Here is a 25,233-nt window from a genome sequence, read left to right on the forward strand (position 1 = left end):
CCGAGTTTTTTCAGAGTGACCCCCGGGGTCGCTGAAAAACGCATCCGGCCTCGATGATCGTCCCCCGTACGAGCCGCACCGCCCACAGCTGCCCGTCCACCGGGCACCGGTGGCCACCGGGGGCCCGGGAGCAATGCTGTCCAGCTCCGTCCGGCATGGAATCCGACCGCACATCCGACGACCAGGAGAAACGAGACGTGATACGTATCCCGCGCATGACGGCCGCCATGACGGCCGCCATGACGGCCGCCGTGACGGCCGCCGTCGCGATGGCGTGGGGATGGCCGGGCGCAGTACAAGCCGCACCCGGCCCGGAGCCCCAGAGACCGTCCGCCGACGCCTCGCCGCACCTGCCCGACGGCTGGAGGATCACCGGCTCGGGCGGGACGGAGAAGCTGGAGTGGCGCTCACCCGGCCGGGTGCCGATGGGCGGTGCCCGGATCGAGTTCCGCAGTGGGAGCCGGCTGCTGGGGCATCCCGCGGCTGCCGCGGACGGGCGCACCTTCCGGCTTCCGCTGGACGGGGTACGTCTCGGGCAGGCGCGGGATCTGCGGGTCGAGGCCGCGGGACGGCGGCTGGACGCGGAGGGAGCGAAGGGAACGGACGCCGGGCGCGCACGCGCCCTCGAAGGCTCTTCGCCCGCGTCGCCGCTGACGGGAACCCCGCCTGCGAACCCCGTCAACAAGATCGATCCCGGTGTCGCCGGAAAGTTCCGTACCGTCCAGGGCGAGTACTCCCTGCCGTCGGTGCGCCTGCCGGGGCTGGACACACCGGTGGAGATGAAGGCCGTGGTCGTGGCGCCGACCGGTGCCACGGGCCGTCGGCCATTGGCGCTCTTCCTGCACGGCCGCCATGACACCTGCTTCGACACGGAAGGAACGCTGACCGCGGAGTGGCCGTGCGGCACCGGCAAGAAGCCGGTGCCGAGTTACCGCGGTCACCTGCACGACCAGAAGCTGCTGGCTTCCCAGGGCTATGTGACGGTGTCGGTCTCGGCCAACGGCATCAACGCCCAGGACGTGGTGAAGGCGGACGGCAGCGCAGGGCTGCGGTCGTCCCTGATACGGCTGCACCTGGGGCACTGGGCGGACTGGGCCGCCGACCCGTCCAAGGCACCGGCGGCCGTGCGCAAGGCGCCCCGAGCCGACCTGGGACGTGTGCTGCTGGTGGGGCACTCGCGAGGAGGTGAGGCCGTCAACCGGGCCGCTCTGGACAGCCTGTACCCGCCGCCCGCCGCGCAGGACGGCTACCGGGGCCGCGTCCGCTGGACGATTCGCGGCACCGTCCTGATAGCCCCCTCCGCCCTGGCCCAGAACCCCGTCCCCGACGTGCCGTCCATGACGATCCTGCCGGGCTGCGACGGCGACATGCCCAATCTGCAGGGCGAGACGTACGTCGACGGCACGCGTGGTGTCAGCCGCGGCAAGGCCCTGCACAGCGCGGTCTACATGGTCGGCGCGAACCACAACTACTTCAACACCGAGTGGACTCCCGGCCAGGCCGCGGCCTTCGCAGAGGACGACTTCACCTACTCCGGCGACCACGACGACCGGTTGTGCTCGAAGGGCGCCAAGACCCGTCTGACCGCCAAGCAGCAGCAGAAGGCGGGATCCACCTACATCGCCGCCGCGGCCCGGCTGTTCGTCGCCCGGGACGACCGGGCCCGCCCGTTGATCGACGGCTCCGGCGTGCGCGCCGCCTCCGCCGGGCCCGCCCGGGTCTACACCCACGCCGTCGGCGCCGGGCGCGGCGGAGCCTTCCTGCCGGCCCCCTCCGTCACGGTCGGCGGCGGCAGACTGTGCGCCCAGGTGGACACGGACCCGGCCACCTCCTGCCTGCCGTCCCGCCTCCAGGATGCCTCGCCGCACTTCGCTTTTTGGGAGACGCAGAAGGAGCCCGGCCGCTACGCGCTCGCCATGAACTGGACCAAGTCCGGCGCCGCCACCCGGCTCAGCCCCGCTCGCCCGGTCTCCCTGTCCGGCGCCAAGGCGCTGACCCTGCGGGTGATCGTGCCGCCCAACACCACCGGCACCCGGCTGGACGTGTCACTCTCCGACGCATCCGGGAAGCGGGCCACTCTCGGCCGCGTCCGCGTCGACGGCCTGCCCGGCACCAGCCGGACGTCCTCGTACTGGGCGCGCGAAGTCCGCGTACCGCTGTCCGCCGCGGCCAGGGCCGGACTCGACCTGGCACACGTCAAGACCCTCCACCTCACCCCCCGCACCTCGTCCGGAAAGGCGTGGCTGGTGGACGCCTGGGGCTGGCGCCCCGGCACCCCCGCGGTCGAGCCGGCTCGACTCGCCCGCGTGGACGTCGGCCGTACGACCGTCAAGGAGGGCGGCCCCGGCACGCGCACCTATCAGGTGCCGGTGACGGTCTCCGGCAAGGGCAGCGGCCAGATCCGGGTGTTCGCGGACGAGCCGGGACACAAGTACCCGGTCGTGCGCACGGTGACGGTTCGCCCGGGCGCGCCCGTCAACGTACGGATGACGGTGAAGGGCGACGACCGCTACGAGGACGAGGTCGACCGTCCGGTGTTCGTCAAGGCGGTCCACGGCGCGGTGGTCGGCTCCCATCGCGGCAAGATCATCGTGGAGAACGACGACCCCAGGCCCACCATGCGGGTGACACCGGTCGCCGACCGCGTCACCGAGGGCAGGCAACTGATCTGGCGGATCAGCCTGTCCGCAGCAGCCGACGAAACCCTCTACGGAGACCTGTGGATCCGGCCCGTCCGCCGTGGCGCCGAGCTGTCCACCAAGGATGTCTCTCCCTCGTGGCTGAAGGAGAACTTCGACGTCTCACCCGGTCCGCAGCGGGCGCTGTCACGGCTGCCGGACGACCCTCGTCTGTCGTTCGAGATTCCCGCGGGCAGCCGGAGCGTCGACGTGAAGGTGCCCACCATCGCCGACCGGGTGACCGAGCCGGTCGAGTCCCTTCTGCTGCGGCTGAACACGGCCGACGGCGACAAGGACGTCAAGGGGCCTGAGGTCACCGGCACGGTACGGGACGCGACATGACGCGGCTCAACGGCCCCTCGGCGTCGCACGGCTGACTCCGCAGGCAGCTGCACGAGGCGGGCATGGCGCTGCCACCTTCCACACGGAGTCAGGACTCGCCTCCGGCGCCGGCCCCGGACCATGATCGGTCCGGGGCCTCCCGCCTGCTGGACCCCGGCAGGATCGAACCTGCGGCACGCCCTTTAGGAGTTCGATCTACCCTCTTCCTGGTCGGGACTTGCGTCGGTCAACGGTGCCGGACGTGGTTGCCGCGCGTCGCCCCCGTCCACGCTCGTTGATGTCAGCGTTACCTGCTGCGCTGTTCGGCCCAGTGCCTGCTGGCTCCCCACCTCGACAGACATTCGACTGCGGCAGCCAGAGACGCGCGTCTCACTGGTCTCGTGGAACTCGTTGAGCGACCGATTGAAGGTCTAGAACCTCGTTCAAGAGTTCATCCACACGCGCGAGAGTAACCACGGGATCTGACATCGCAGTTGGGAGTCCGGTAGCGGAGGAGGCATCGCCCGATGCGGAGGACCGGCCACCTCCCCGCGTCTCTGTTCATAGACCAATGCGCCACTATCAGGAGACTTGTGCGCTTCCAAGCTTGTTCGCTACGCTCCTCGTTGTCTTCACGGAGGCATGTCCTCAAGCACTAGGAACCGGTCTTCCTGGTTGAGACAAAGGACTCCCCTGTAGTCCCCGTGGCGCGTAGCAGTACCGCAATGGATGTACAGAACTCTCTCTTTAACGCTGGGGCCGGTAACAGCACGGAGAAGGGTGAAGTATGTCCAAGAAGGACAAACACGGCCGGGCTGCTGACGCTTACTCGAAGGCCACGGGCGCCTCCTACGTGGCATCCCGTTCTTGGGCTGAACAGGGATTCATTTCTCTGCGTCACCCATTTCCGATGCATCGCGATGAATCCCCCGAGAGCGTTGCTCAATTGTGCGTCGAGGCGACCGGGTGGGATGAAGGAGAGTGTCAGAAGTGGGCTGAAGAGGGGTTCATCTCGGCCGCTCTTCCGATTCCTGATGCATCAAGTGCGCCGCAGCGTCATCTTGAAGCGTACGTAGTTCACGTACTGGCTGATGCGCTTAGGGATGGGCAACTGGACGGCGCGGTCTTCGGCGTGACCCGCGTCAGGGCTCTGCCATCCTTCCCTGTCCTTTATCTCCACGCGGAAATGGCTGATGTGGTCGTTGCTGAAATCCTGCCAAGGTTTGAAGCGGGATATGGCGGCCTCAAGGGGGTCCCCGGCCTGCGCCCGACACCCGTGCCTGGGGGAGGCCTGGATCTTCGCCTGGTCGGGACAGGGGCACGCCTTCGATTGGTGAGCGAGAGGGCGGATTGGAAGCCAGTGCTGCCGGGGGACGTGCCTCCTGGCGACAAGATCGAGGAGGGGGAGGATTATCAAGAGGTTCGTCAACTCTGGCACTCTGAAGAGAGTCTCGATCCACTGGAAACGGATGAGCTGAGCTTCTGGAACATGGAACCTACGTCGCGCAGGAAGGAGGTAGTTGAGCGAAATTGGCTACTCAGTAGAATTCTGCGTAGGCCTGCCATCGTCAACCTTGCGGGCAATTCTCACGGCTGGGCGAACACGTACACGCACGCTTACGAGGATGTCGTAATAGAGTGGTGCTGTGGGGAAGACCCGCAGTATGTCAAATCTAAGCTTCTAGAAAGCGGGCTGGTCGAGCCACCGGCGGGTGTGGATATAGAGCCTGCTCCGGACGTTAAGCACCCCGAGACATTTTACTTCGGGTCTGGGCGAGCCTATGTGCGTCGGCTGTCGGATTGCCGTATCTCGGAGAGTTCGGCAGTACGTATCCGGGAGCGTATCCGCGAGAGGTATGTCCGATGATGCTCTTCGTCGGTTTGATCCTCGGTGTCTTGCTGTGCTCGTCAGTCCCACTCCTGTCGCTCTATCGTGATCTGATCATCATGCGCCATATTCGAGATATGATGGAAGGGTGCTCACCGAGGGAGCGATCTCGACTTTGCCGAGAACTCGTTGTGGCTCTCCAGGTATCCGAGTTTCGCGAACCAGGTCCCTCGACGGACTCACAGCAAGGCGAAGCGAGGTAGGTCCTCCGTGGCCGGCACCGGATAGAGCTGAGCTGTGAGGTCGGCGGCGTCCCAATGACAGAGGCAAGGACGCCATGGACCACGTCTGCTCGGCTTCGCCTGGGTCGACGGTGAGCGTGGTCGAGCAGCGGTATCACGCGGTCTTGGAGGACGCGTCCACAATTCCGCCGTCCAAGTTGTCGACCGCCCGGTGCGCCCTCAGCGGCGTTGTGCTGCGACTGCTCCGGTGTACGTCTCGCGTGTCAGGTCCTCGGGGCTGATGCCGAGCTCGGCGAGGACGGCGCGGATGTCGTTCAGGGCGGAGGCCAACTGGTCCTCTTCGACGAGTGTTTCGACTTCGAGGAAGGTGCCGTCGATCTCAGGGACGCGGACGAGGGTTGCGAGCATCCTGCGGCCGTGGGCCTCGAAGTCGTAGTTGCGGCAGTGCTTTTCGAAGGCGATGAACGGCACGTGCCCGAGACCGCGCAGGATGGCGTGTGTGGCCTCGGCGTCCTCGACGCGGGTCTCATGTTCAGGTTTGGAGCCTGAGGCCTCGTCCACTGCGGCGGCCTTGTGGGTGAGGACTGTGCGTGTTCCGTCCGTGCTGTGCACCGTGCGCACGCGCAGTTCCTCGCCGGCCTGGTCCAGGGAGCCGTCGGGTCGGTCGTAGTAGGTGTCTTGGTAGACCTCGACGCGGGCCGTCGTCAGTTTGTCGAGTTGCTGCGTGACCGTCTCGGGCGCGTGTACGCGGGCCTTCAACTCCGCCTCGATCACGGGTTCTCCTTTCCTCAGACCGTGCGCTGGGCGCTGTCGACGACGGCCTCGAACATCCTGCGAAAGCACCCCTCTGTGGTTCTCAGTTGAACTGTGTACGACAGCAGGGGGCGCTTCGGCGGTGTGGCGGAGCGACCCCTGCTTTCGGGCTGCTAGGGCAGCTCGCGGCGGACCAATGCCTGAGCGAACGGTTCTCCGGTGGCCCGGGCGTGGGCCATCCGCTCGCGCACCTCGCTGAGGGTGCGAGGGCGGTAGCCGGGGCCGCCGCAGCAGCTCTTGTGGAAGCGCACACCGGCGTGCAGCAGCACGGAGAGGGTGCGCCAGGCGGCGGTGTCTCGCCTCTTGGGTGCCGCGAAGGCGGAGCCGACGTGGATCAGTGGTTCGGCGCAGCGTGGACAGACCCGGTCGTGGTCGTGGTAGCCGGGGTAGGGCTGCTTGTACGAGGCCCGGCAGGGCAGGCAAACGTACGAGGTCTTTCCATGGGCCATGCGGGAAGGGTAGAGCCGCAACAGGGTCGGGCTCGACAGGTTTCCGGCATGCTGCACAGGCTCTTCAGTAAAGGTGGGGCGGCGACGGCTGACCGTTTTCGCTTCTACTCGCGGCCGCGGAGTTCTGCGTCGATGGCGTCAGCAGCATCCCTGGCGGCCAGGTCGCTGATCTCCCTGGGGACCTCGCGGTCGTCATACACGAAGAGTCTTGCGTCGACGACGTGGGTCTTCGGTTCAAGATCGCTGCTGCTCAGGATCAGCTGCCCGTGGTAGCCCCGGTAGCAAAGCTTCAGGGAAACCCCCATCAGGCCCTCCAAGCGGTCGACCAGCTTCTCGTACCGGCGCCGGGCCAGCTCGTCGTTCGCGGGCATCTCGCACAGCTCCCCACCTCTGCCCGCAGCGCCATGTGGGCCATATGTGTGCTGCGAGAACGAAGGCCCTCCCGTCCGACGGACGGAAGGGCCTCTGACCAGGTGCTTCTCTGTGCCCCCGGCAGGATTCGAACCTGCGACACCCGCTTTAGGAGAGCGGTGCTCTATCCCCTGAGCTACGAAGGCAGTGGCATCGGACGCAAGCAGCGGCGTGCCTGTGGTCTGGGAGGACCACAGGCGTCAGCGTACCGGATGCGGATCGGGCGGGTGTGGGGTCAGGTCAGAGGGACATGGGTGAAGCGGCCGGCCGTGCGGAGGTCCGACTCGATGCGGGCGGCTGTCGATGTGAGTTCGGGGAGGAGGTCCGTCACGCACTCGCGCAGGGTGTGGCGGCTGGCGTGCATCGCCGTGTTCAGGGCGGCCACCACCCGTCCGGACCGGTCACGGATCGGGACGGCGAGGGAGCGGAGGCCCTCTTCCAGTTCCTCGTCGACCAGGGCGTAGCCGAGTCGGTCCTGGTCGTGTGTGTCCGCCAGCAGGACTCGGCCCGGGGCCGTCGCGTGGGCCGGCCGACGCGTGCCCACGGTGATGTTCACGCTCATCACGCGGCCCGTCACCACCCTGGCCGTGTACTGGATCTCCTCGCCCGGGTCCACGAGCACCGCCAGCGCCGTCGACTCGTGGATGCGGGACGTCAGGTCGGACAGGTGGGGCTGGGCGATCTCGGGCAGGGACGTGCGGGAGAGGGGCGGGAAGCCCAGGGAGAGGACCCGGGGTGTGAGGGTGAAGGTGCGGGGGTTCGGGGTCGCGACCAGGCCCAGGTGTTCGTAGGTGATCAGGGCTCGGCGGGCCGTGGCCCGGGCCAGGCCCGTCGCCTGGGCCACCTCCGTGAGGGTCAGTTCCGGCCTTCCCTCGCCGAAGGCCGTGAGGACCGTCAGGCCGCGGGCCAGGGATTCGATGAAGTCGCGGCCCAGCTGCTGCTTGGACGCGCCCGTCCAGAGCGCCAGGTCCGAGGGGGGCGGGCCGGGCTCCGGGGGCGGCGTGCGGCGCAGTTCGCGTTCCATCTCCGTCACCGCGGAGCGCAGCCTCGGCAGCAGGGTCGTGCGCAGGTCGTGTGCCGTGTGGCGGCTCGTGTGGCTGACCACGCTCGCCACGCACGCGATCTTCCGGCTGTCGCCCGTGTGCCCGGACCGGACCGGGACCGAGACCGCCACCAGGCCCGGTTCGATCAGCTGGTCGTCCAGGGCCCAGCCGTTCGCTGCCGCTTCTTCCGTGCGGGCGGCGAAGGCCTCGTCGTCTCGTTCGCCCGCTCCGAACCTACGTGGCGGTACGGCCGTGAAGGACAGGTCCCTCGGGTCCGACGCCCTGCGGTTGCGCCAGCGCTGCCAGTCGGTGTCCGTCCACTGCGTCGCGAACAGCGGGCCCGGGGCGGTGCGTTCTGCGGGGAGCAGGTCGCCTATGCGGAAGCTCAGGGACATCGCGCGGCGGCGGGTCGCCTGGTGGATGAAGCGGATGCCGGCGCGGTCGGCGACCGCCAGGGACACCGACTCGTCCAGCTCGTCGGCCAGGGCGTCCGCGCGGGCGGAGAGGAGCGCGGGGAGGCGCAGGGCGGAGAGGTAGGCGTTGCCCAGTTCCATCAGGCGGGGGGCCAGGTGCACGTCCCGGCCGTCCACGCGGACGTAGTCCATGCGGGCGAGCGTGGCCGTGATGCGGTCGATCGTGGAGCGGGCGAGGCCGGTGGCGCGTTCCAGGGCGCTGAGGCTCAGCGTGCCGTCCGCCTCGGTCAGTTCCCGCAGGACCGCGATGCCGCGGATCAGCGGTGTGACCGCCTCCGTGGGCGCCCCGGCCCCAGTCCCGGCCCCGGCCCCAGTCCCGGCCCCGGTCCCGGCCCCGGTCCCGGCCCTGGAAGAAGGTGAGGCAGCCGCCCCCGTCCCCTCGGCCCGTGGGGCCGCCGCCTCGTGGGCGTCGTGCGTCGGCTTCGCTGGCATCGGCTCTCCGGTACGGCGGTCGCGGCAGGTGTGGCAGTCGCGGCAGGCCTACCGTAATCCGGAATTCGTCCGCCTACGGTGCGCTGATCGGCCCCCGCCAGCCGCTATCTGCCGCTACCTACCGCTATCAACCCCTGCCGGCCGCTGCTACCTCCTGCTACCTGCCGCTATCGCCTCCCGCGTCACCCGCACCCGGTAGTCCCCCTCCCGGTCCGCCCCCACCACCCTGATCACGATTCCCCTGCGCGGATCCCGGAACGTCTCCCCGGGCGCGAAGGGCGCGTCGGACAGTTCCGCGTGGACGTTCGGCGCACGGGTGCAGCCGCCGCTGTCGCGGCGGGAGTCCTGGACGGTGACCGGGCCCATGCCCGTGTCCACCGCGGCGTTGATCTTGTAGATCAGGATGCCCGGGCGGCAGACCGCCTCGTCGTTGCCGGCGCGGGTGCGCAGTTCGACGGCGTAGCCCGTCCCGCTGTCCAGGGGGAGGACGACCAGCTTGGAGCCGCCCCTGCGGGCCAGCGGCGTCAGGGTGTACTCCGTGGTGCCGGGGGCCGACACGCAGTGCACCTGCGCGGCGTCCAGCCAGCCCAGCTTCCATTTGTGCCAGCCGAGGAGGTCGTTGTTGGCGCCCCAGTCCTCGCTCATGATGTCCCAGTGGCCGACCGCGCCCCCGCCCTCCGCGGTGTACAGGTCGGGCAGGCCGAAGACGTGGCCGTTCTCGTGGGGGAGGACGCGGTAGCCGGTGCGGTGGTAGGAGCCGGAGCCGTCGTCCTGGCGGGAGTAGACGAAAGAGGCGTTGGCCACGGGTATGCCGTCGGCTTTCGGGGCCTCGGGGTTGCCGGCGAAGGTGACCGAGAGGACGGTGTCGAGGGCGGAGGGGCCCGCGTTGGGGGTGACCAGCACGTTCAGCAGGTCGTACTTGCGGAAGTCCACCTCGGGGTCGGCCGCGGCCACGAGGTCCTGGACCAGCGCGCGGTAGCCGGGGTCGAAGGGGGCGCCGCGCTCTATGCCGTACTCGCGGAAGGACTTCGGCATGCGCAGCCACTCCGGGATCGGGGCCGCGGGGCGGTAGTCGAGGCGGCCGTAGGAGCTGGTGCGGAACCAGTGGCGGGTCTGCGGGAAGAACTCCCGGTAGCGGTCCAGGGCCTTGCCCTCGCCGGGTGCGTCGGAGAAGTCGATCATCAGCGTGAGGGCGTGGACGGTGCCGGTGGAGCGGGCGTAGCCGTCGGTGGTGGGGATGCCCTCGGACATCTGGACCTCGCGGGCGCTGCTGATCAGGCAGGGGCCGTGCGCGGAGCTGCGGGACAGGGCGATCGGACCGGCACCGGCCGTGGTGGCGCCCGGGGCGAGGTGGCCCGTGCCGGCCGAGGTGCTGACCGTGAAGGTCAGGGCGGTCACGCAGGAGAGAGCGGCCAGGCGCCGCCGGGGTATCCGGCGGCCGGGCGGCCCCGGGCCGTCCGGCCGGGGTCGCTGGGGCTGTGGCTGCATGCCAGGGACCTGCAAGGGACCTCCCGCGCCACGGCAGCCTCCCGGTCTCCGGCTGCACCCATGCGATCACCCTGCGTCGAGGGGTGTGGGGGGCGCGCGTTGGAGGAGACCGATCGTGGGTTTCCCGTCGGTAGCGGTCCCGTCGACCCGGTAGTGGTCCCCGCGACCCGGAAGCGGTCCCATCCACTCGGTAGCGGTCCCCGCGACCCGGAAGCGGTCCCATCGACTCGGTAGCGGTCCCGCCGACACCGTGAGCCAGGTCACAAATAAAAAGCCCAGGTGCGGGAAATACCGGGGACCCGGTCCCCGTTTAGCCAAGTGTCCGAATGAAACGGGGAGCCTCTCCCCGGATCGCTTCACCACACACCAAGACCGCACCACCCACCCAGGAGTACGCCGTGCAGACCGCCACCCCCACACCGCGCAAGGCGCCCCGGCCCCGCGCCGACGCCCTGCGCAACCGGGAGCGGATCGTCACCGCCGCCCGCGAGATGTTCGTCGAGCACGGCCCCGAGGTGCCGCTCGACGAGATCGCCCGCCGGGCCGGCGTCGGCAACGCCACGGTGTACCGCAACTTCCCGGACCGCGACGCGCTCGTGCGCGAGGTCGTCTGCTCCGTACTGGACCGTACGGTCGCGGCGGCCGAGCGCGCGCTCTCGGAGACCGGGGACGCGTTCGAGGCCTTGGAGCGCTTCGTGCACACCTCCGCCGACGAGCGGATCAGCGCGCTGTGTCCGATGGTCTCGAGCACGTTCGACGAGAACCACCCCGATCTCGAAGCGGCGCGCGAGCGCGTGGAGCGGATCCTCGAGATGGTCATGAACCGCGCCAAGGCGGTCGGCCAGCTCCGCCCCGACGTCGGCGTCGGTGACCTGATGGTTGCCGTGGCCCAGCTCAGCCGGCCCCCGGCCGGTACGGCGTGCCCCAGTGCCGACTCCTTCGTACACCGTCATCTTCAGCTGTTCCTGGACGGACTGCGGGCCCCGGCCCGTTCCGCCCTGCCGGGCACGGCAGTGACCATGGAGGACCTCCGCCGAGCCTGACCAGCTGGACCGATCAGTTCCAGACGTCACCCCAGTCACCACACACAGAACTCACGGCCGACGCCGGTCGTCGAGTCGTCCCTCAACGCCACTTTTTTCTCAGTTTTTCCGTTTTTTCCGTCACCTTGTCCCGAAGTGGGTATCCCCATGTCTGAAACAGCCTCAAAGGCACTCGGCGCTCCGGCCGAACCGGATCCGGGCCGCTGGAAAGCGCTCGTCTTCATCGCGCTGGCCCAGCTGATGGTCGTCCTGGACGCCACCATCGTGAACATCGCCCTGCCCTCCGCCCAGCAGGACCTCGGCATCTCCGACGGCAACCGGCAGTGGGTCGTCACGGCCTACGCGCTCGCCTTCGGCGGTCTGCTGCTGTTCGGCGGACGGATAGCCGACCTGTGGGGCCGCAAAAAGGCCTTCGTCGTGGGCCTGGGCGGCTTCGCCGTGGCCTCCGCGCTCGGCGGCGCGGCCACCAACGAGGCGATGATGTTCGGCGCCCGCGCCCTCCAGGGCGCCTTCGGTGCCCTGCTCGCGCCCGCCGCGCTCTCCCTGCTCGCCGTGATGTTCACCGACGCCAAGGAGCGCGCCAAGGCGTTCGGCATCTACGGCGCGATCGCCGGTGGCGGCGGCGCCGTCGGTCTGATCCTGGGCGGCTTCCTCACCGAGTACCTGGACTGGCGCTGGACGTTCTTCGTGAACATCCCGTTCGCCATCGTCGCCGCGGCCGGTGCCTACTTCGTCATCCGTGAGCCGGAGGGCGGCCGCAACCGCTCCCCGCTCGACATCCCGGGCGTGGTCCTGTCCACCCTCGGCCTGGTCGCCCTCGTCTACGGCTTCACCCGCGCCGAGTCCGAAGGCTGGAGCGACTCCGTCACCATCGGCATGTTCGTGGCGTCCGCCGTCCTGCTCGCGACCTTCGTGGTCGTCGAGTCCAGGGTGAAGGCCCCGCTGCTGCCGCTGCGCGTGATCACCGAGCGCAACCGCGGGGGCGTCTACCTCTCCCTCGGTCTCGCGATCATCGCGATGTTCGGCCTGTTCCTCTTCCTGACCTACTACCTCCAGATCGTGAAGGGGTACTCGCCGGTCAAGACCGGGTTCGCGTTCCTGCCGATGATCGTGGGCATGATCACGGGCTCCACCCAGATCGGCACCCGCCTGATGACCCGGGTCGCCCCGCGCCTGCTGATGGGCCCCGGCTTCCTGGTCGCCGCGCTCGGCATGCTGCTGCTGACCCGGCTGGAGATCGGCTCCTCGTACGCGGCCCTGCTGCTGCCGGCGATGCTGCTGCTCGGCCTGGGCATGGGTACGGCGTTCATGCCGGCCATGTCGCTGTCCACGCAGGGCGTCGAGCCGCGGGACTCCGGTGTCGCCTCCGCGATGGTCAACACCTCGCAGCAGGTGGGCGGCGCGATCGGCACGGCCCTGCTGAACACGATCGCCGCCTCGGCGACCACGGCGTACGTCGCCGACCACATCGCCGGGGCGACCAGCCGGTCCCAGCAGCAGCTGGTCCAGCTGGAGGCCATGGTGGAGGGCTACACGAGCGCCATCTGGTTCGCCGTCGGCATCCTCGTCGTGGCCGCCGCGATCGCCCTGACCTTCGTCAACGCCGGCCGCCCGGGCAGCACCGCCGTGACCGGCTCCGGTTCCGGCGAGGGCGCGGCGGACGAGGTGCCGGTCCCGGTCGTCGCCCACTGACGGCCGTACCGGGAAAACCCCTTCGGGACCTTCCGTAGGTACGGGGAAGGGGACGCCTCGTACCTACGGATTCCAGGACCTGCCCCGGCTCAGCGGAGCCAGGGCAGGTCCGCACCGGCTTCGGCCGGCTGAAGTCCCTCGGCGATGATCCGCATGATCTCGCCGAGGGACTTCTGCTGTTCCGGGGTGAGCCGGTCGAAGACCGCCTGCCGTACGGCCTCCACATGGCCCGGCGCGGTCCGCCGCAGCACCTCGTAGCCCTCGTTCGTCAGCACGGCGAACTGGCCCCGCTTGTCGTCGGGGCAGTCCTCGCGGCGCACCCAGCCGTTCTTCTCCAGGCGCGCGATGGCGTGCGAGAGGCGGGAGCGGGTGATCTTCGCCAGCATGGCGAGCTCCGTCATCCGCAGCCGCCGCTGCGGCGCCTCGGCGAGCTTGACCAGAAGGCCGTAGTAGACGTGCGGCATGCCCGCGTCTCGCTGGAGCTGACGGTCGAGGTGGTCGTCGAGGAGGGTGGTCCCCTCGATGAACGAGCGCCATACCAGCTGTTCGTCGTCGGTGAGCCAGCGCGGTTCCGGAGGCTCTGCCACGGAGCCCGGGGTCGGTGCGGATGCGGGTGCCTTCATGTCTTCCACTCTACGTGGCCCCTCCTTGAACTTTAAACAAATGCCCCGTACAGTTTTGTTAGGGAACCATGTTTTGGAAGGAGCCGCAGCATGTCCGCCGCCACCCAGGAGCGCATGCCCGCTCTGTACCTGAGCCACGGCGCCCCGCCGCTGGCGGACGACCCGGTCTGGCCCGGCGAACTGGCGGCCTGGGCGGCCGGCCTGCCGCGTCCCCGGGCGATCCTGATGGTCTCCGCCCACTGGGAGGAGGCCCCGCTCGCCCTCGGCGCCACCGAGACCGTCCCGCTCGTCTACGACTTCTGGGGCTTCCCCGAGCACTACTACCGGGTGACCTACGAGGCCCCCGGCGCACCGGAGCTCGCCGAGTCGGTACGGAAGCTCCTGCGCGCCCCCGGGATTCCCGTCCAGGACGTCCCCGACCGGGGCCTCGACCACGGCGCGTACGTCCCGCTGGTCGAGATGTACCCGGAGGCGGACATCCCGGTCCTCCAGGTGTCCATGCCGACGCTCGACCCGGTCCGGCTTATGGAGATCGGCCGCAGGCTCGCCCCGCTGCGGGACGAGGGCGTGCTCATCGTCGGCTCCGGCTTCTTCACCCACAACCTGGCCGCGCTCCGGCAGGGCGGCACCCCCGCCTGGTCGGCGGAGTTCGACGACTGGGGCCGGCGGGCGCTGGAGGCGCGGGACGTGGACGCCCTGCTGGACTTCACCCGCAAGTCGCCCGCGGGGCGGCTGGCGCACCCGCGCACCGAGCACTTCGCCCCGCTGTTCGTGACCATGGGCGCGGCCGACGCCGCCGGTGAGCTGGACGCGCAGAAGTCGGTGATCGACGGCTTCTGGATGGGGCTGGCGAAGCGGTCGGTGCAGTTCGGCTGAGGCCGGGCCCTACATGAGGTCCTTCTCGTACCAGGCCACGTCCCAGTAGCGGCCGAACTTGCGGCCGACCTCCCGGTACGTGCCGACGTGCCGGAAGCCGAAGCGCTCGTGCAGCCGCGCCGACGCCTCGTTCGGCTGCGCGATGCCCGCGTAGGCACGGTGCAGGTCCTCCCCGGACAGGGCCTCGAAGAGGGCCTTGTACAGGAGGGTGCCGACGCCGCGGCGGCCGGCGCCCGGGGCGACGTACACCGTCGTCTCCACGGAGGTCACGTAGGCCGGCTTCGCCCGGAAGGGGCTGGACGTGGCGTAGCCCAGAATCTCCTGTGAGTCCGTATCCGTGGCAACCATCAGGCGGTACGGCCCGTCTACAGGGTGGGAGAGCAGCCAAGGGCGGCGCTCTTCCGGAGTGAAGATCGCGGTATCGAATGTGATCGCCGTCTCACGTACGTAGTGGTTGTAGAGGGCCGTGAGGGCTTCGAGGTCAGCCTCGACTCCCGGCCTGACCTGCACCTCTGTACGTTCCGTCGGCACCGCGCCTCCTCATCGGGCCCGACAGGGTACTGCATGATCCGAAAAATTGGAGGACGGGTTGGGAATTCTGTCCTGATTCCAGTCGTTGTTTCCATCGGATGCAGGGCACCCGAGGAGAGTCCGGAGAGTCCCGGAGACGGAGTCCAGCGTCCGAAGGACCACCCGCTGACCTCACCATCGCAAGGGAGCACGCATGGCAACCCGTGCCGTCGCCCGTCGTCAGTCCGCCACCGGCGAGACGGCCGACGCGGCAAGCAGTGTTCGCGCCCATGGCGGCGAGATCGCCGATCGCGACCTGGTCGGCATGTACCTCGACGAGATCGCGCGTACACCGCTGCTCGACGCCGCCAAGGAAGTCGAGCTGTCCCAGGTCATCGAAGCGGGTGTGTTCGCGCGGCAGGTCCTCGACGGGTACGAGGAGACCAAGGCGGACGCCACCCGTGAGGAGCTCGAAGCCCTGATCGCCGACGCGGAGCGGGCCAAGGACGTCTTCATCCGCTCCAACCTTCGCCTGGTCGTCGCCGTCGCCCGCCGCTACCCCCGCAGCGGTCTGCCCCTGCTGGACCTGATCCAGGAGGGCAACGCCGGCCTGGTGCGCGCGGTCGAGAAGTTCGACTACCGCAAGGGCTTCAAGTTCTCCACGTACGCGACGTGGTGGATCCGCCAGGCCATCACCCGCTCCATAGCCGACCAGTCCCGTACGATCCGCCTGCCCGTCCACCTCGTGGAGGAGCTTGGCCGGATCCGGCGGGTGCAGCGCGAGTTCAACCGCGAGCACGGGCGCGACCCGGAGCCCGCGGAGATCGCCGCCGAGCTCGGCTCGACGCCGGAGCGCGTCACCGACGTGCTCGACTGGGCCCGCGACCCGGTCTCGCTGAACATGTCGGTGGACGACGAGGGCGAGACCCAGTTCGGCGACCTCCTGGAGGACACCTCCGCGGTGTCGCCCGAGCAGTCGGTGCTCACGCTGCTGCGCAGCGAGGAGCTCGACGACCTCATCGGCCGCCTCGACCAGCGCACGGCCTCGATCATCAAGATGCGCTACGGCATCGAGGACGGCCGGGAGCGCACGCTGACCGAGGTCGGCAAGGAGCACGGCCTGACCCGCGAGCGCATCCGGCAGATCGAGAAGCACGCGCTGCTGGAGCTGAAGAAGCTGGCCCGCAGCACGGGGTTCGACGCGGCGGCGTGACGCCGACGCCCGGTGTTCGCCGGTGCCGGTGATGGCCGGTGCCGGCGTTTCGCCGAGGGGCGTCCGGACGTCCGGGTGCCCGGGGGCTCGGGCGCCCGGCTCGTGCCACGGCCCATGGGTGTTGTCCCAGTGCCTGTGGGTGACGGACGGTGCCCGCCCGGGGGCCCCGCGTACGCCGGGTGGCGAAAGACCGCGCAAACATGGCGATGTAACGCCGCTTCAACCCGCGGGGCACCGGGAACAAGACTTCCGGGCCCACCAGTTCGGGCCGGGGCCACGCCCCTGGCCCCCCAGAGCCAAGTCCCGTCGCACTCCCCCCGGCGCCGGGACTCTCCAAAAGCCGGGCTTCGGCGCCCCTCCCCCCGGGTGCCGGGGCCCGGCTCTCTGCGTGAGCGGGGAGCCCGCCTCTTCGCCGGTCGGGCATGTGAAGGGCGGGTCACCCCGTACCTGAACCACGGGGTGGCCCGCCAGATGGCAGATTGTGTCACATGGGCATAGCCTGCCGGGCGTGAGCAGCACCACCCCGACCCCTCCTCAGGCCTCGCTGACCGAGCGGCGGAAGGCCGAGACCCGTATGGAGATCGCCCGGGCCGCGGCCGGCCTCTTCGTACGGCACGGCCTGCGCGCCACCCGCGCGGAGGACATCGCCCAGGCCGCCGGCATTGCCCCGCGCACCTTCTACCGGTACTTCGCCACCAAGGAGGAGGCCGTCGCCCCGCTCTACGCGGCGGGCGCCCAGCGCTGGGCCGAGGCGGTACGCGCCGCCCCCGCCGACGTGGGGGTGCTCCGGGCCCTGGAGCACGGGGTGCGGCACACCCTCACACCGGGCGCCGGCGTCTCGGCGTCCTCCTGGGAGTGGGTCCGCACGCTCCTGCGCCTCGCCGAGGCGAACCCGTCCCTGCGCAGGGTGTGGGCGGAGGTGTGCCAGGCGTCGGAACGGACGCTGGGGGAGGTCCTGGCGGAACGGGGGACCAGGACCGGGCCTGCGGACGGTGACGACAACGTTGCCGCCGCCCCCGAGGCGCGCTTCACCGCCGCCGTCGCGAGCGCCGCCGTACGTACGGCCCTGGAGGGCTGGGCGGAGGGGGACGGCCCGGTGGAGGGCCCGGGCGGCCCGGCGGAACTCGCGCTGCGGAATCTGAGGGCGTTGCGGGACTTCCCCTGGGGGCCCTGATTTCCCTGGGGGAGTTCTGACCTGCTGGGAGCCCTGATCTTCCTGGGGGCCCTGTTCTCGCTGGGGGCCCTGTTCTCCCAGGGAGCCCTGATGGAGCCGGAAAGCGGCCCGGAGCCGGATACCTACTCCGCACCCGCACCCGCATCCGCACCCGCAGCCGCCGCCCTGCTCAACCGTGCCCCCAGCTCCCGTACCGCCCGCACGAGTTCCTCCGGCTCGCGGACCACGAAGTCGCACTCCAGCATCGCCAGCCGGAACGCCACCCACTGCACGGCGTCCCCGACGGACCCGCGCAGTCGGCAGCTGCCGGCGTCCAACGGCTCGGGCGTGCCGAGCCACTTCGGCAGCCGGGCGGCGACGAAGTCGGCCGGCGCGGCGAACGTGACCTCGAAGTCGTAGGACTCCTGCTGCCGTTGCATCGACTGCCGCAGGAACTCCGCCGCGTTCCCCGTCGGCAGCTCGCGCGGCACGAACCGCGCTCCCGTGGCGAACGGTTCGCTCACGCGGTCGACGCGGAACGTGCGCCAGTCGTCCCGGTCGATGTCGTACGCCACCAGGTACCAGCGGCGGCCCGTGGACACCAGCCGGTACGGCTCGGTCAGGCGCCGTGACTCGGTGCCGTCGGCCGCCCGGTAGGCGAACCGCAGCCGCTCGTGCCCGGCCGCCGTGGAGGCCATGACGGTCAGGGTCTCCGGCGCGATGCTCGGCCCGTCTCCGCTGGTCAGGGGAGTGGTCGCGGCCTGGAGTGTGGTCACGCGGTGCCGCAGCCGGCCCGGCAGCACCTGCTCCAGCTTGGCCAGCGCCCGCACCGACGCCTCGTCCAGGCCCTCCACCGCGTGCCCCGCCCCGGCGCGCAGCCCGACCGCGATGGCCACGGCCTCCTCGTCGTCGAGCACGAGCGGCGGCATGGCCTTGCCGGCGACCAGCCGGTAGCCGCCGTCGGCACCTTTGCTCGCCTGCACGGGGTAGCCCAGCTCGCGCAGCCGGTCGATGTCCCGCCGGACCGTGCGGCGGGAGACCCCGAGCCGGCCGGCGAGCTCGCCGCCGGGCCATTCGCGGGGCGTCTGGAGGAGGGAGAGGAGCGTCAGCAGCCGTGCCGGTGTGTCCGTCGTCATACCGACGAGGATGCCGCACCAGTAGGACACGATCTGACCTAATGGCCGTCTACCTTCTGGGCATGACCTCCACCGAGACTCCTCCTCTCAGCACCGCGGGCGGGACCGACCGCCGTCGCTGGTTCGCCCTCGCGATCGTGATGACCGCGGCCTTCATGGACCTCGTCGACGTGACGATCGTCAACATCGCCATACCGTCGATCCAGCGGGAGTCGGGTGCGTCCTTCGGTCAGATCCAGTGGATCACCGCCGGATACGCCCTGGCCTTCGCCGCCGGGCTGATCACCGGCGGACGGCTCGGTGACATCCACGGCCGCAAGCGGATCTTCCTCGTCGGCATCGGCGGCTTCACCCTCGCCTCCGCGCTGTGCGGCCTCGCCGTGAACCCGGAGATGCTGGTCGCCTCACGGTTCCTGCAGGGCGCCATGGCGGCGCTGATGGTGCCGCAGGTGCTGTCGATCGTGCACGCGACCTTCCCGGCGCACGAGCGGGGCAAGGTGTTCGGGCTGTTCGGCGCGGTCGTCGGGCTCGGGGCCGTGTCCGGTCCGCTGCTCGGCGCGCTGCTGACCGAGTGGAACCTGTTCGGGTGGGAGTGGCGCTCGATCTTCCTGATCAACCTGCCCGTCGGTGTCGCGGGCCTGATCCTCGGCAGCCGTTTCATCACCGAGTCCAAGGCGCCGCGGGCCCTGAAGCTGGACCTCGTGGGTGTCGCGCTCGTGACGCTGGGCCTGCTGATGCTGCTCTACCCGCTCATCCGCGGCCGCGAGCTGGGCTGGCCGGTGTGGGGGTACGTCTCGATGGCCGGCTCGCTCGTCGTCCTCGCGGCGCTGGTGGCGTACGAGCGGCGCAAGAGCGCACGGGACGGCTCCCCGCTGGTCGAGCTGTCGCTGTTCCGGGTCAAGAGCTTCGCGGCCGGGATCGCCGTCCAGACCGTCTTCGGGGTCGCGCTCGGCGTGTTCTTCCTGGTGTGGACGCTGTACATGCAGATGGGCCTGGGCTGGAGCGCGCTGAAGGCCGGGCTGACCGGGGTGCCGTTCTCGATCGCCGTGTCCGTGGCCGCCGGGATGTCGGTGCAGCAGCTGGTCCCGCGCTTCGGCCGCAAGGTGCTCCAGGCGGGCGCGCTGGTGATGGCGGCCGGAGTGCTGCTCTACCTCTGGGAGGCCGGGCACTACGGCCTGGACATCGCGCCCTGGCAGATGGCGCTGCCGCTGGTCGTGATGGGTGTGGGCATGGGCCTGATCGTCGCTCCGCTGACCGACGCGATCCTCTCCGAGGTGCCGCGCGAGCACTCCGGCTCGGCGTCCGGCCTGCTCAATACCGTGCAGCAGATGGGCAACGCGCTGGGGCTGGGCCTGGTGTCGGTCGTCTTCTTCGGCACGATCGGCGACCGGCTGCGTCCGGAGCAGGTGGGCCCGGCCTTCGCGGACGCCTTCCGGAACTCGCTGGGGTGGGTGGCCGCGGTGATGGGTGTGATCTTCCTGCTGATGTTCGCCCTGCCGAAGCGGCCGGCGCAGCACGTCGAGGGGGAGCAGGCGGCGGCGACGGAGCCGAAAGAAGCGGCGCTGGTCTCCTGACCACGTCTGCTCCCTCGTCTCCCTCGCCTCCCTCGTCGGAGGACGGGCTCGGCACTTGGGTGCCGAGCCCGTTTCCATTTCCGATCATGCCCGATTGGGTCCGAACCTGTTTACTTCGCGGAAATCTCGGCGTAGCCTCCCGCTGAAACCACACGTTCGGGCATAGGGCGGAGGCGAACAGACATGTACGCACCGGAGCGGCAGCAGGAGATCCTCCGGCTCGCCCGTGACGGCGGCCGAGTGGATGTCGTGTCGCTGGCCGAGGAGTTCCAGGTGACGGCGGAGACCATCCGCCGCGATCTGAAGGCCCTCGACCGCGCCGGACTGGTCCGCCGGGTGCACGGCGGCGCCATCCCGGCCGGGCGGCTCGACTTCGAACCGGACCTCGCCGAGCGCGAGACGACGGCCCCCGACGAGAAGGACCGCATCGCCAAGGCGGCCCTCGCGGAACTGCCGACCGAGGGCACGATGATCCTCGACGCCGGTACGACGGTGGCCAAGGTGGCCGCGGCCCTCCCGCTGGAGTCCGCCCTCACCGTCGTCACGCACAGCCTGCCCATCGCGGCCCGCCTCGCCGACCACCCCGGCATCCAGCTCCACCTCGTCGGCGGCCGCGTACGGCACCGCACCCGCGCCGCCGTGGACGCCTGGGCGCTGCGCGCGTACGGCGAGATCCGTGCCGACGTGCTGTTCGTGGCCGCCAACGGCTTCTCCGCCGAACACGGCCTGACCACCCCCGACCTCGCCGAGGCCGCCGTGAAGCGCGCGGCCCTGGCCGCCGCCCGCCGCGTGGTGCTGCTCGCCGACTCCTCCAAGCACGGCCAGGAGCACTTCGCCCGCTTCGGCGACCTGAGCGACGTGGACCTGCTGATCACCGACAGCGGGCTGAGCCCCGAAGACGCCGTCGCGATCGAGCGCGGCGGCACGGAAGTAGTGCGCGCATGATCCTCACCGTCACCCCCAACCCGTCCCTGGACCGCACCTACGAGGTGCCGTCCCTCGACCGCGGCGAGGTCATCCGCGCCACCGGCGAGCGGATGGACCCGGGCGGCAAGGGCGTGAACGTCTCGCGCGCGGTCGCGGCGGCCGGTCAGCGCACCGTGGCGGTCCTGCCCCTGGGCGGCGCTCCGGGCGCGCTCGTCGCCGACCTGCTCGACACGCAGGGCATCGAGGTCGCGCCGGTCCCGGTCGCCGGGGCCACCCGCTCCAACATCGCCCTCGCCGAAGCCGACGGCGTCCTGACGAAGATCAACGCGCCGGGCCCCGAACTGTCCGAGGCCGAGTGCGAACTGCTCCTGGAGACCGTACGGCAGCAGTCCCGCGACGCCGCCTGGATCGCCTGCTGCGGCAGCCTCCCGCGCGGCCTCGCCCCCTCCTGGTACGCCGACCTGGTCGCCCGCGCGCACGCCGCCGGCGCCCGGATCGCCCTGGACACCTCCGGGCCGGCACTGCTCGCGGCCCTGCGTGAGCGGCCCGACGTGGTCAAGCCCAACGCCGAGGAACTCGCGGAGGCCGTCGGCCGCCCCCTCGCCACCGTCGGCGACGCCGTGAAGGCGGCCGAGGAGCTGCGCGAGATGGGCGCCCGGGCCGTCCTCGCGAGCCTCGGCGCCGACGGGCAGCTGCTGGTCTCCGGCGAGGGCGCCTGGTTCGGCAGCGCCCGCGTGGGGGCGGTACGCAGCAACGTGGGCGCCGGTGATTCCTCCCTCGCCGGTTTCCTGATCGCCGGCGGCAGCGGCCCCGAGGCCCTCGCCTCCGCGGTCGCCCACGGCGCGGCGGCCGTCCAGCTGCCCGGCAGTGTCATGCCCGAGCCCGGCGACCTGGACCCGGCCGCGGTGACGGTCACGGCCCGGATCCCGGCGGACCGCGCGCTGAAGGAGCCGGTGTCATGACCTACGCCGAGCCGGCCGGTGCCCTCACGCACGCCGAGCTGCGCGCACCGTCCCGCGACCGGCGAGACGCCCCGTTAGCCGAGGCCGCTACGCCCACCCCCGTCACCCCCCTGAAACCCGTCACCCCCCACCGCACCCCCGTCCCCTCCCCGCCCATCCGACTGACCGGGCGATACGCGTGCTAAGGAGCCCGCGATGAGCGACATGATCACCGCGGACCTGGTCGATCTCGACCTGTCCGCCGACACCAAGGAAGCGGCGGCGCGTGCCCTCGCCGAGCGCATGGTGGCCCTGGGCCGGGTGACCGACCTGGACGGCTTCCTCGCCGACGTGGCCGCCCGCGAGGCGCAGATGCCGACCGGCCTCGACGGCGGCATCGGCATCCCGCACTGCCGCAGCGAGCACGTCACCGAGCCGACGCTCGCCTTCGGGCGCAGCTCCGACGGCATCGACTTCGGCGCGGCCGACGGCCCCGCCGACCTGATCTTCCTGATCGCCGCGCCGGCCGGCGCCGACGACGCCCATCTGACGATCCTGTCGTCGCTGGCCCGGCAGCTGATGAACACGGAGTTCACCGACGCCCTGCGCGCGGTGGGCGACGCGACGGCCGCCGCCGCGCTGATCCGCGGCGACGAGCCCGGCGAGCCCGCCGAGGCCGCCTCCGAAGACACCGTGGCGTCGGCGGGAGCGGCCTCTCCCGCCGCCGCCACGGTCACCGACGACGGCAGCGACGACACGACTGCGGGCGAGGAGCGCCCGTTCCGCATCGTCGCCGTCACCTCCTGCCCCACCGGCATCGCCCACACCTACATGGCGGCAGAGTCGCTGGAGAACGCCGGCCGTGAGGCTGGCGTCGAGGTCACCGTCGAGCCCCAGGGCTCGGCCGGCTTCACCCGGGTCGACCCGTCGGTCATCGCCGCGGCGGACGCCGTGATCTTCGCCCACGACGTGCCCGTACGGGAGAAGGAACGCTTCGCCGGCAAGCCGACCGTCGACGTCGGTGTGAAGGCGGGCATCAACCGCCCAGCGGAACTCATCGCCGAGGTCCGCGAGAAGGCCGCCCGCGGCGAGGTCACCTCCGGGTCCGCCCCGGCCACTCCGGTGGAGCGCTCCGGCGACGCAGGCGAGGGCTACGGCACCAAGCTGCGCAAGTGGCTGATGTCCGGCGTCAGTTACATGGTGCCGTTCGTCGCGGCGGGCGGTCTGCTGATCGCCCTCGGCTTCGCGATCGGCGGGTACAAGGTCGACAAGGCCCCGTCGGTGATGGACCACTTCATGTGGGCGCAGGCCGACAGCTGGGCGGCCCTGCTCTTCCAGATCGGCGGCGTCGCCTTCGGCTTCCTCGTCCCGGTCCTGGCCGGCTACATCGCCTACGGCATGGCCGACCGGCCCGGTCTCGTCCCCGGCTTCGTCGGCGGCTCGATCGCCCTGACCATCAACGCCGGCTTCCTCGGCGGTCTCGCGGCCGGTCTCATCGCCGGTGGCGTGGTCATCGCGATCCAGAAGGTGAACATCCCGACGGCGCTGCGCGGCATCATGCCGGTGGTGGTGATCCCGCTGATCTCCTCGGCGATCGTCGGGTTCCTGATGTTCGTGGTCATCGGCAAGCCCATCGCCGAGGCACAGAAGGGCATGACCGACTGGCTGAACGGCCTGTCCGGCAGCAACGCCATCCTGCTCGGCGCCCTCCTCGGCCTGATGATGTGCTTCGACCTCGGCGGCCCCGTCAACAAGGTCGCCTACACCTTCGCCACGGCCGGTATCGCGGTGTCCAGCCCCAGCGACTCCGCGATGAAGATCATGGCGGCGGTCATGGCGGCCGGCATGGTGCCTCCGCTGGCGATGGCCCTCGCCACCACCGTGCGCGCCAAGCTCTTCACGCACACCGAGCGCGAGAACGGCAAGGCCGCCTGGGTGCTCGGCGCCTCCTTCATCTCCGAGGGCGCGATCCCCTTCGCCGCGGCCGACCCGCTGCGCGTCATCCCGGCCTCGATGGCGGGCGGCGCGATCACCGGCGCCCTGTCGATGGCCTTCGGCGCCACGCTGCGCGCCCCGCACGGCGGCATCTTCGTGGTCCCGCTGATCGGCAACCCGCTGCTCTACCTGGTCGCCATCGCCGTGGGCGTCTGCGTCACCACGGCCCTGGTGGTCGTCCTCAAGGGCATGCGCAAGCCGGCGGGTACCGCACCGGGCTCCGGCGAGGCCGCGGCCCAGTCGGCGGAGGCGAAGCAGCCGGTGGCGGCGTGACGCCCCACGCCTGAGGGCCCTGGGTTCGCCCCTTTCGGGGTGTGTGAACCGTTCACGGCACCTGCGAGATAGATCACGAAAATCACGGCCCGGGACCGAAGTCCCGGGCCGTGGTGTCTACTGGGGCGCATGCCCGAGCACGCCTCCCGATGGCCCGAAGGCCACCCTCTCCCCGCCCTCCCGCAACAGCGGCAGACGGGCCACCGGTCGGACTCCGTGGAACTGACCCCCGAGGAGAGAGACGCCTTCGCCGAGCTGGTACGCCACCTCGGCGACAACGACTAGGACAGCTGCGCCGCCCGCCGCTCCATCGCCTCGCGTGCCGCGTCCTCGCTGGCGTACACCTCGCACATGTGCCGCCCGTCCGGCGTCGCCGTGTGCTCCACCTCCCAGAGGGAGAGCTCTGCGCCGTCGCGCAGCAGAAACGCGTGCTCGTAGAGCGAGTAACCCAGCCCGGCCCGGCCCGCGCGGCACGGGCGGCCGAAGGCCTGGGTGATCTGGTGGCCGGACGCCGTGGCCAGCAGGGCGGCCGTGTCCGCGCCCGGCCGGTCCGCGTTCTCCGCGCGGCGCAGTAAACGCCGCGCGTGGTCCGCCGAGTTGTCCCCGGCGTAGGCGTGCCGCGGCGCGGGGACCGGGGACAGCTGTACCGCCACCGGCAGCTCGAAGTCGGGTGTGTCCGGCGGCAGCGGCAGACGCGTGGTGGCGGCGCGCAGCTCCTCCTCGTCGACGTACACCTCGTGCTGCGGCTCGCTGCCCGGCGCCGTGTTGTGGACGAGCTCCCAGAGCGTGAGCGCACAGCCGTCGGCGAGCAGCCAGGTGTGCCGGTACGTCTCCCGGTGCAGTCCCGCGCTGTGGTGCGCGGAGTGCAGCGAACCGTCGTGCGCCAGCGCGCAGTCCAGCCGCCTTATCGTCTCGTCAGGCAGCTCGAAGGAGTTCAGGGCGCGGCCGAGGAGTCGCGCGAGGTGCTCCTCCGGAGACTCGGGCGAGTCGTGGGGTTCGTACGCTGCCGTCTCGTACGGAACGCTCAAGGTTTCTCCCGGCGTTGCTGCATGTCACCTTGTGGGTGCATACCGTAGCCCCTCGGTCGGACATCATGTCC

Annotated in this window: 21 protein-coding genes and 1 tRNA gene; 12 read left to right on the top strand and 10 right to left on the bottom strand. The window is 70.6% G+C overall.

What is annotated here, in order from left to right; translation table 11 throughout:
• Positions 1 to 239 precede the first annotated feature (239 nt).
• Together ACZ3I3_RS08865 and ACZ3I3_RS08870 are read left to right on the top strand one after the other, a co-directional pair.
• Positions 240 to 3,020 (top strand): alpha/beta hydrolase, encoded by a 2,781-nt coding sequence (locus ACZ3I3_RS08865; RefSeq protein ID WP_467364006.1) that lies wholly within the window; start codon positions 240 to 242, stop codon positions 3,018 to 3,020.
• Positions 3,021 to 3,786: 766 nt separating this feature from the next.
• Positions 3,787 to 4,866, top strand: coding sequence for a hypothetical protein (locus tag ACZ3I3_RS08870; RefSeq protein WP_467363683.1), 1,080 nt, complete (start codon positions 3,787 to 3,789; stop codon positions 4,864 to 4,866).
• 422 nt (positions 4,867 to 5,288) lie between these two features.
• Here the strand turns inward: ACZ3I3_RS08870 and cyaB are convergent, their stop codons facing one another.
• The 6 genes from cyaB to ACZ3I3_RS08900 form a co-directional block, all read right to left on the bottom strand.
• The gene (gene cyaB, locus ACZ3I3_RS08875; protein WP_467363684.1) at positions 5,289 to 5,843 is read right to left on the bottom strand and encodes a class IV adenylate cyclase; all 555 of its coding nucleotides are present in this window, start codon (positions 5,841 to 5,843) and stop codon (positions 5,289 to 5,291) included.
• 152 nt (positions 5,844 to 5,995) lie between these two features.
• Positions 5,996 to 6,331, bottom strand: a complete 336-nt coding sequence (locus ACZ3I3_RS08880) for a deoxyxylulose-5-phosphate synthase (protein ID WP_467363685.1) — start codon at positions 6,329 to 6,331, stop codon at positions 5,996 to 5,998.
• A 104-nt stretch (positions 6,332 to 6,435) separates the two neighbouring features.
• Positions 6,436 to 6,702 carry a hypothetical protein gene (locus tag ACZ3I3_RS08885; protein ID WP_467363687.1) on the bottom strand — a complete coding sequence of 89 codons (267 nt, stop codon included), beginning with the start codon at positions 6,700 to 6,702 and terminating at the stop codon, positions 6,436 to 6,438.
• Between the two features lie 113 nt (positions 6,703 to 6,815).
• Positions 6,816 to 6,888, bottom strand: a tRNA-Arg gene (locus tag ACZ3I3_RS08890).
• A gap of 89 nt (positions 6,889 to 6,977) precedes the next feature.
• The gene (locus ACZ3I3_RS08895; RefSeq protein ID WP_467363688.1) at positions 6,978 to 8,690 is read right to left on the bottom strand and encodes an IclR family transcriptional regulator domain-containing protein; all 1,713 of its coding nucleotides are present in this window, start codon (positions 8,688 to 8,690) and stop codon (positions 6,978 to 6,980) included.
• 147 nt (positions 8,691 to 8,837) lie between these two features.
• Positions 8,838 to 10,178 carry a M6 family metalloprotease domain-containing protein gene (locus tag ACZ3I3_RS08900; protein ID WP_467363690.1) on the bottom strand — a complete coding sequence of 447 codons (1,341 nt, stop codon included), beginning with the start codon at positions 10,176 to 10,178 and terminating at the stop codon, positions 8,838 to 8,840.
• Positions 10,179 to 10,576: 398 nt separating this feature from the next.
• Here ACZ3I3_RS08900 and ACZ3I3_RS08905 point away from each other — a divergent pair, with 398 nt between their 5' ends.
• Positions 10,577 to 11,221 carry a TetR/AcrR family transcriptional regulator gene (locus tag ACZ3I3_RS08905; RefSeq protein ID WP_467363692.1) on the top strand — a complete coding sequence of 215 codons (645 nt, stop codon included), beginning with the start codon at positions 10,577 to 10,579 and terminating at the stop codon, positions 11,219 to 11,221.
• A gap of 147 nt (positions 11,222 to 11,368) precedes the next feature.
• Positions 11,369 to 12,913 (top strand): MFS transporter, encoded by a 1,545-nt coding sequence (locus ACZ3I3_RS08910; protein WP_467363694.1) that lies wholly within the window; start codon positions 11,369 to 11,371, stop codon positions 12,911 to 12,913.
• A gap of 89 nt (positions 12,914 to 13,002) precedes the next feature.
• On the opposite strand, the gene ACZ3I3_RS08915 is transcribed toward ACZ3I3_RS08910, so the two are convergent.
• A complete protein-coding gene (locus tag ACZ3I3_RS08915; RefSeq protein WP_467363696.1) occupies positions 13,003 to 13,536 on the bottom strand; it encodes a MarR family winged helix-turn-helix transcriptional regulator in 534 nt (177 codons plus the stop codon).
• A 90-nt stretch (positions 13,537 to 13,626) separates the two neighbouring features.
• On the opposite strand from ACZ3I3_RS08915, the gene ACZ3I3_RS08920 reads away from it, so the two are divergent.
• Complete coding sequence (locus ACZ3I3_RS08920; protein ID WP_467363697.1) at positions 13,627 to 14,412, top strand: dioxygenase family protein; 786 nt, start codon at positions 13,627 to 13,629, stop codon at positions 14,410 to 14,412.
• 9 nt (positions 14,413 to 14,421) lie between these two features.
• Here ACZ3I3_RS08920 and ACZ3I3_RS08925 read toward each other — a convergent pair whose 3' ends face one another.
• Positions 14,422 to 14,943, bottom strand: coding sequence for a GNAT family N-acetyltransferase (locus ACZ3I3_RS08925; RefSeq protein ID WP_467363698.1), 522 nt, complete (start codon positions 14,941 to 14,943; stop codon positions 14,422 to 14,424).
• A gap of 193 nt (positions 14,944 to 15,136) precedes the next feature.
• On the opposite strand from ACZ3I3_RS08925, the gene ACZ3I3_RS08930 reads away from it, so the two are divergent.
• The gene (locus tag ACZ3I3_RS08930) at positions 15,137 to 16,135 is read left to right on the top strand and encodes a sigma-70 family RNA polymerase sigma factor (RefSeq protein WP_086564731.1); all 999 of its coding nucleotides are present in this window, start codon (positions 15,137 to 15,139) and stop codon (positions 16,133 to 16,135) included.
• A 508-nt stretch (positions 16,136 to 16,643) separates the two neighbouring features.
• Positions 16,644 to 17,309 (top strand): TetR/AcrR family transcriptional regulator, encoded by a 666-nt coding sequence (locus tag ACZ3I3_RS08935; RefSeq protein ID WP_467363700.1) that lies wholly within the window; start codon positions 16,644 to 16,646, stop codon positions 17,307 to 17,309.
• Positions 17,310 to 17,431: 122 nt separating this feature from the next.
• Here the strand turns inward: ACZ3I3_RS08935 and ACZ3I3_RS08940 are convergent, their stop codons facing one another.
• Positions 17,432 to 18,424, bottom strand: coding sequence for a helix-turn-helix transcriptional regulator (locus ACZ3I3_RS08940; RefSeq protein ID WP_467363702.1), 993 nt, complete (start codon positions 18,422 to 18,424; stop codon positions 17,432 to 17,434).
• A gap of 62 nt (positions 18,425 to 18,486) precedes the next feature.
• Between ACZ3I3_RS08940 and ACZ3I3_RS08945 the strand changes: the two genes are divergently transcribed.
• From ACZ3I3_RS08945 to ACZ3I3_RS08965, 5 genes are all read left to right on the top strand, one after another.
• Positions 18,487 to 19,998: an MFS transporter gene (locus ACZ3I3_RS08945; RefSeq protein WP_467363704.1), complete on the top strand. Its 1,512-nt coding sequence runs from the start codon at positions 18,487 to 18,489 to the stop codon at positions 19,996 to 19,998.
• Positions 19,999 to 20,181: 183 nt separating this feature from the next.
• The gene (locus ACZ3I3_RS08950; RefSeq protein WP_356926425.1) at positions 20,182 to 20,943 is read left to right on the top strand and encodes a DeoR/GlpR family DNA-binding transcription regulator; all 762 of its coding nucleotides are present in this window, start codon (positions 20,182 to 20,184) and stop codon (positions 20,941 to 20,943) included.
• Positions 20,940 to 21,887, top strand: a complete 948-nt coding sequence (gene pfkB, locus ACZ3I3_RS08955) for a 1-phosphofructokinase (protein WP_467363706.1) — start codon at positions 20,940 to 20,942, stop codon at positions 21,885 to 21,887. Before ACZ3I3_RS08950 ends, pfkB begins: the two co-directional genes overlap by 4 nt.
• Before the next feature lie 195 nt (positions 21,888 to 22,082).
• Positions 22,083 to 24,134, top strand: a complete 2,052-nt coding sequence (locus ACZ3I3_RS08960) for a PTS fructose transporter subunit IIABC (protein WP_467363707.1) — start codon at positions 22,083 to 22,085, stop codon at positions 24,132 to 24,134.
• A 129-nt stretch (positions 24,135 to 24,263) separates the two neighbouring features.
• On the top strand, positions 24,264 to 24,419 hold the full coding sequence (locus ACZ3I3_RS08965; RefSeq protein WP_467363708.1) for a hypothetical protein: 156 nt from the start codon (positions 24,264 to 24,266) through the stop codon (positions 24,417 to 24,419).
• Here ACZ3I3_RS08965 and ACZ3I3_RS08970 read toward each other — a convergent pair.
• Positions 24,416 to 25,162: a DUF6227 family protein gene (locus ACZ3I3_RS08970; protein WP_467363709.1), complete on the bottom strand. Its 747-nt coding sequence runs from the start codon at positions 25,160 to 25,162 to the stop codon at positions 24,416 to 24,418. The two genes, ACZ3I3_RS08965 and ACZ3I3_RS08970, sit on opposite strands and share 4 nt — an antisense overlap.
• Positions 25,163 to 25,233: the final 71 nt, after the last annotated feature.

This window comes from Streptomyces sp. NPDC016851 (assembly GCF_055562795.1).

Excerpts from the sequence above, each read along its gene's own strand:
- ACZ3I3_RS08865 (WP_467364006.1), top strand. The coding sequence starts at position 240 with ATGACGGCCGCCGTGACGGCCGCCGTCGCGATGGCGTGGGGATGGCCG.
- ACZ3I3_RS08870 (WP_467363683.1), top strand. The coding sequence starts at position 3,787 with ATGTCCAAGAAGGACAAACACGGCCGGGCTGCTGACGCTTACTCGAAG.
- ACZ3I3_RS08880 (WP_467363685.1), bottom strand. The coding sequence starts at position 6,331 with ATGGCCCATGGAAAGACCTCGTACGTTTGCCTGCCCTGCCGGGCCTCG.
- ACZ3I3_RS08885 (WP_467363687.1), bottom strand. The coding sequence starts at position 6,702 with ATGCCCGCGAACGACGAGCTGGCCCGGCGCCGGTACGAGAAGCTGGTC.
- ACZ3I3_RS08895 (WP_467363688.1), bottom strand. The coding sequence starts at position 8,690 with ATGCCAGCGAAGCCGACGCACGACGCCCACGAGGCGGCGGCCCCACGG.
- ACZ3I3_RS08900 (WP_467363690.1), bottom strand. The coding sequence starts at position 10,178 with ATGCAGCCACAGCCCCAGCGACCCCGGCCGGACGGCCCGGGGCCGCCC.
- ACZ3I3_RS08910 (WP_467363694.1), top strand. The coding sequence starts at position 11,369 with ATGTCTGAAACAGCCTCAAAGGCACTCGGCGCTCCGGCCGAACCGGAT.
- ACZ3I3_RS08915 (WP_467363696.1), bottom strand. The coding sequence starts at position 13,536 with ATGAAGGCACCCGCATCCGCACCGACCCCGGGCTCCGTGGCAGAGCCT.
- ACZ3I3_RS08920 (WP_467363697.1), top strand. The coding sequence starts at position 13,627 with ATGTCCGCCGCCACCCAGGAGCGCATGCCCGCTCTGTACCTGAGCCAC.
- ACZ3I3_RS08930 (WP_086564731.1), top strand. The coding sequence starts at position 15,137 with ATGGCAACCCGTGCCGTCGCCCGTCGTCAGTCCGCCACCGGCGAGACG.
- ACZ3I3_RS08940 (WP_467363702.1), bottom strand. The coding sequence starts at position 18,424 with ATGACGACGGACACACCGGCACGGCTGCTGACGCTCCTCTCCCTCCTC.
- ACZ3I3_RS08945 (WP_467363704.1), top strand. The coding sequence starts at position 18,487 with ATGACCTCCACCGAGACTCCTCCTCTCAGCACCGCGGGCGGGACCGAC.
- ACZ3I3_RS08950 (WP_356926425.1), top strand. The coding sequence starts at position 20,182 with ATGTACGCACCGGAGCGGCAGCAGGAGATCCTCCGGCTCGCCCGTGAC.
- pfkB (WP_467363706.1), top strand. The coding sequence starts at position 20,940 with ATGATCCTCACCGTCACCCCCAACCCGTCCCTGGACCGCACCTACGAG.
- ACZ3I3_RS08960 (WP_467363707.1), top strand. The coding sequence starts at position 22,083 with ATGAGCGACATGATCACCGCGGACCTGGTCGATCTCGACCTGTCCGCC.
- ACZ3I3_RS08965 (WP_467363708.1), top strand. The coding sequence starts at position 24,264 with ATGCCCGAGCACGCCTCCCGATGGCCCGAAGGCCACCCTCTCCCCGCC.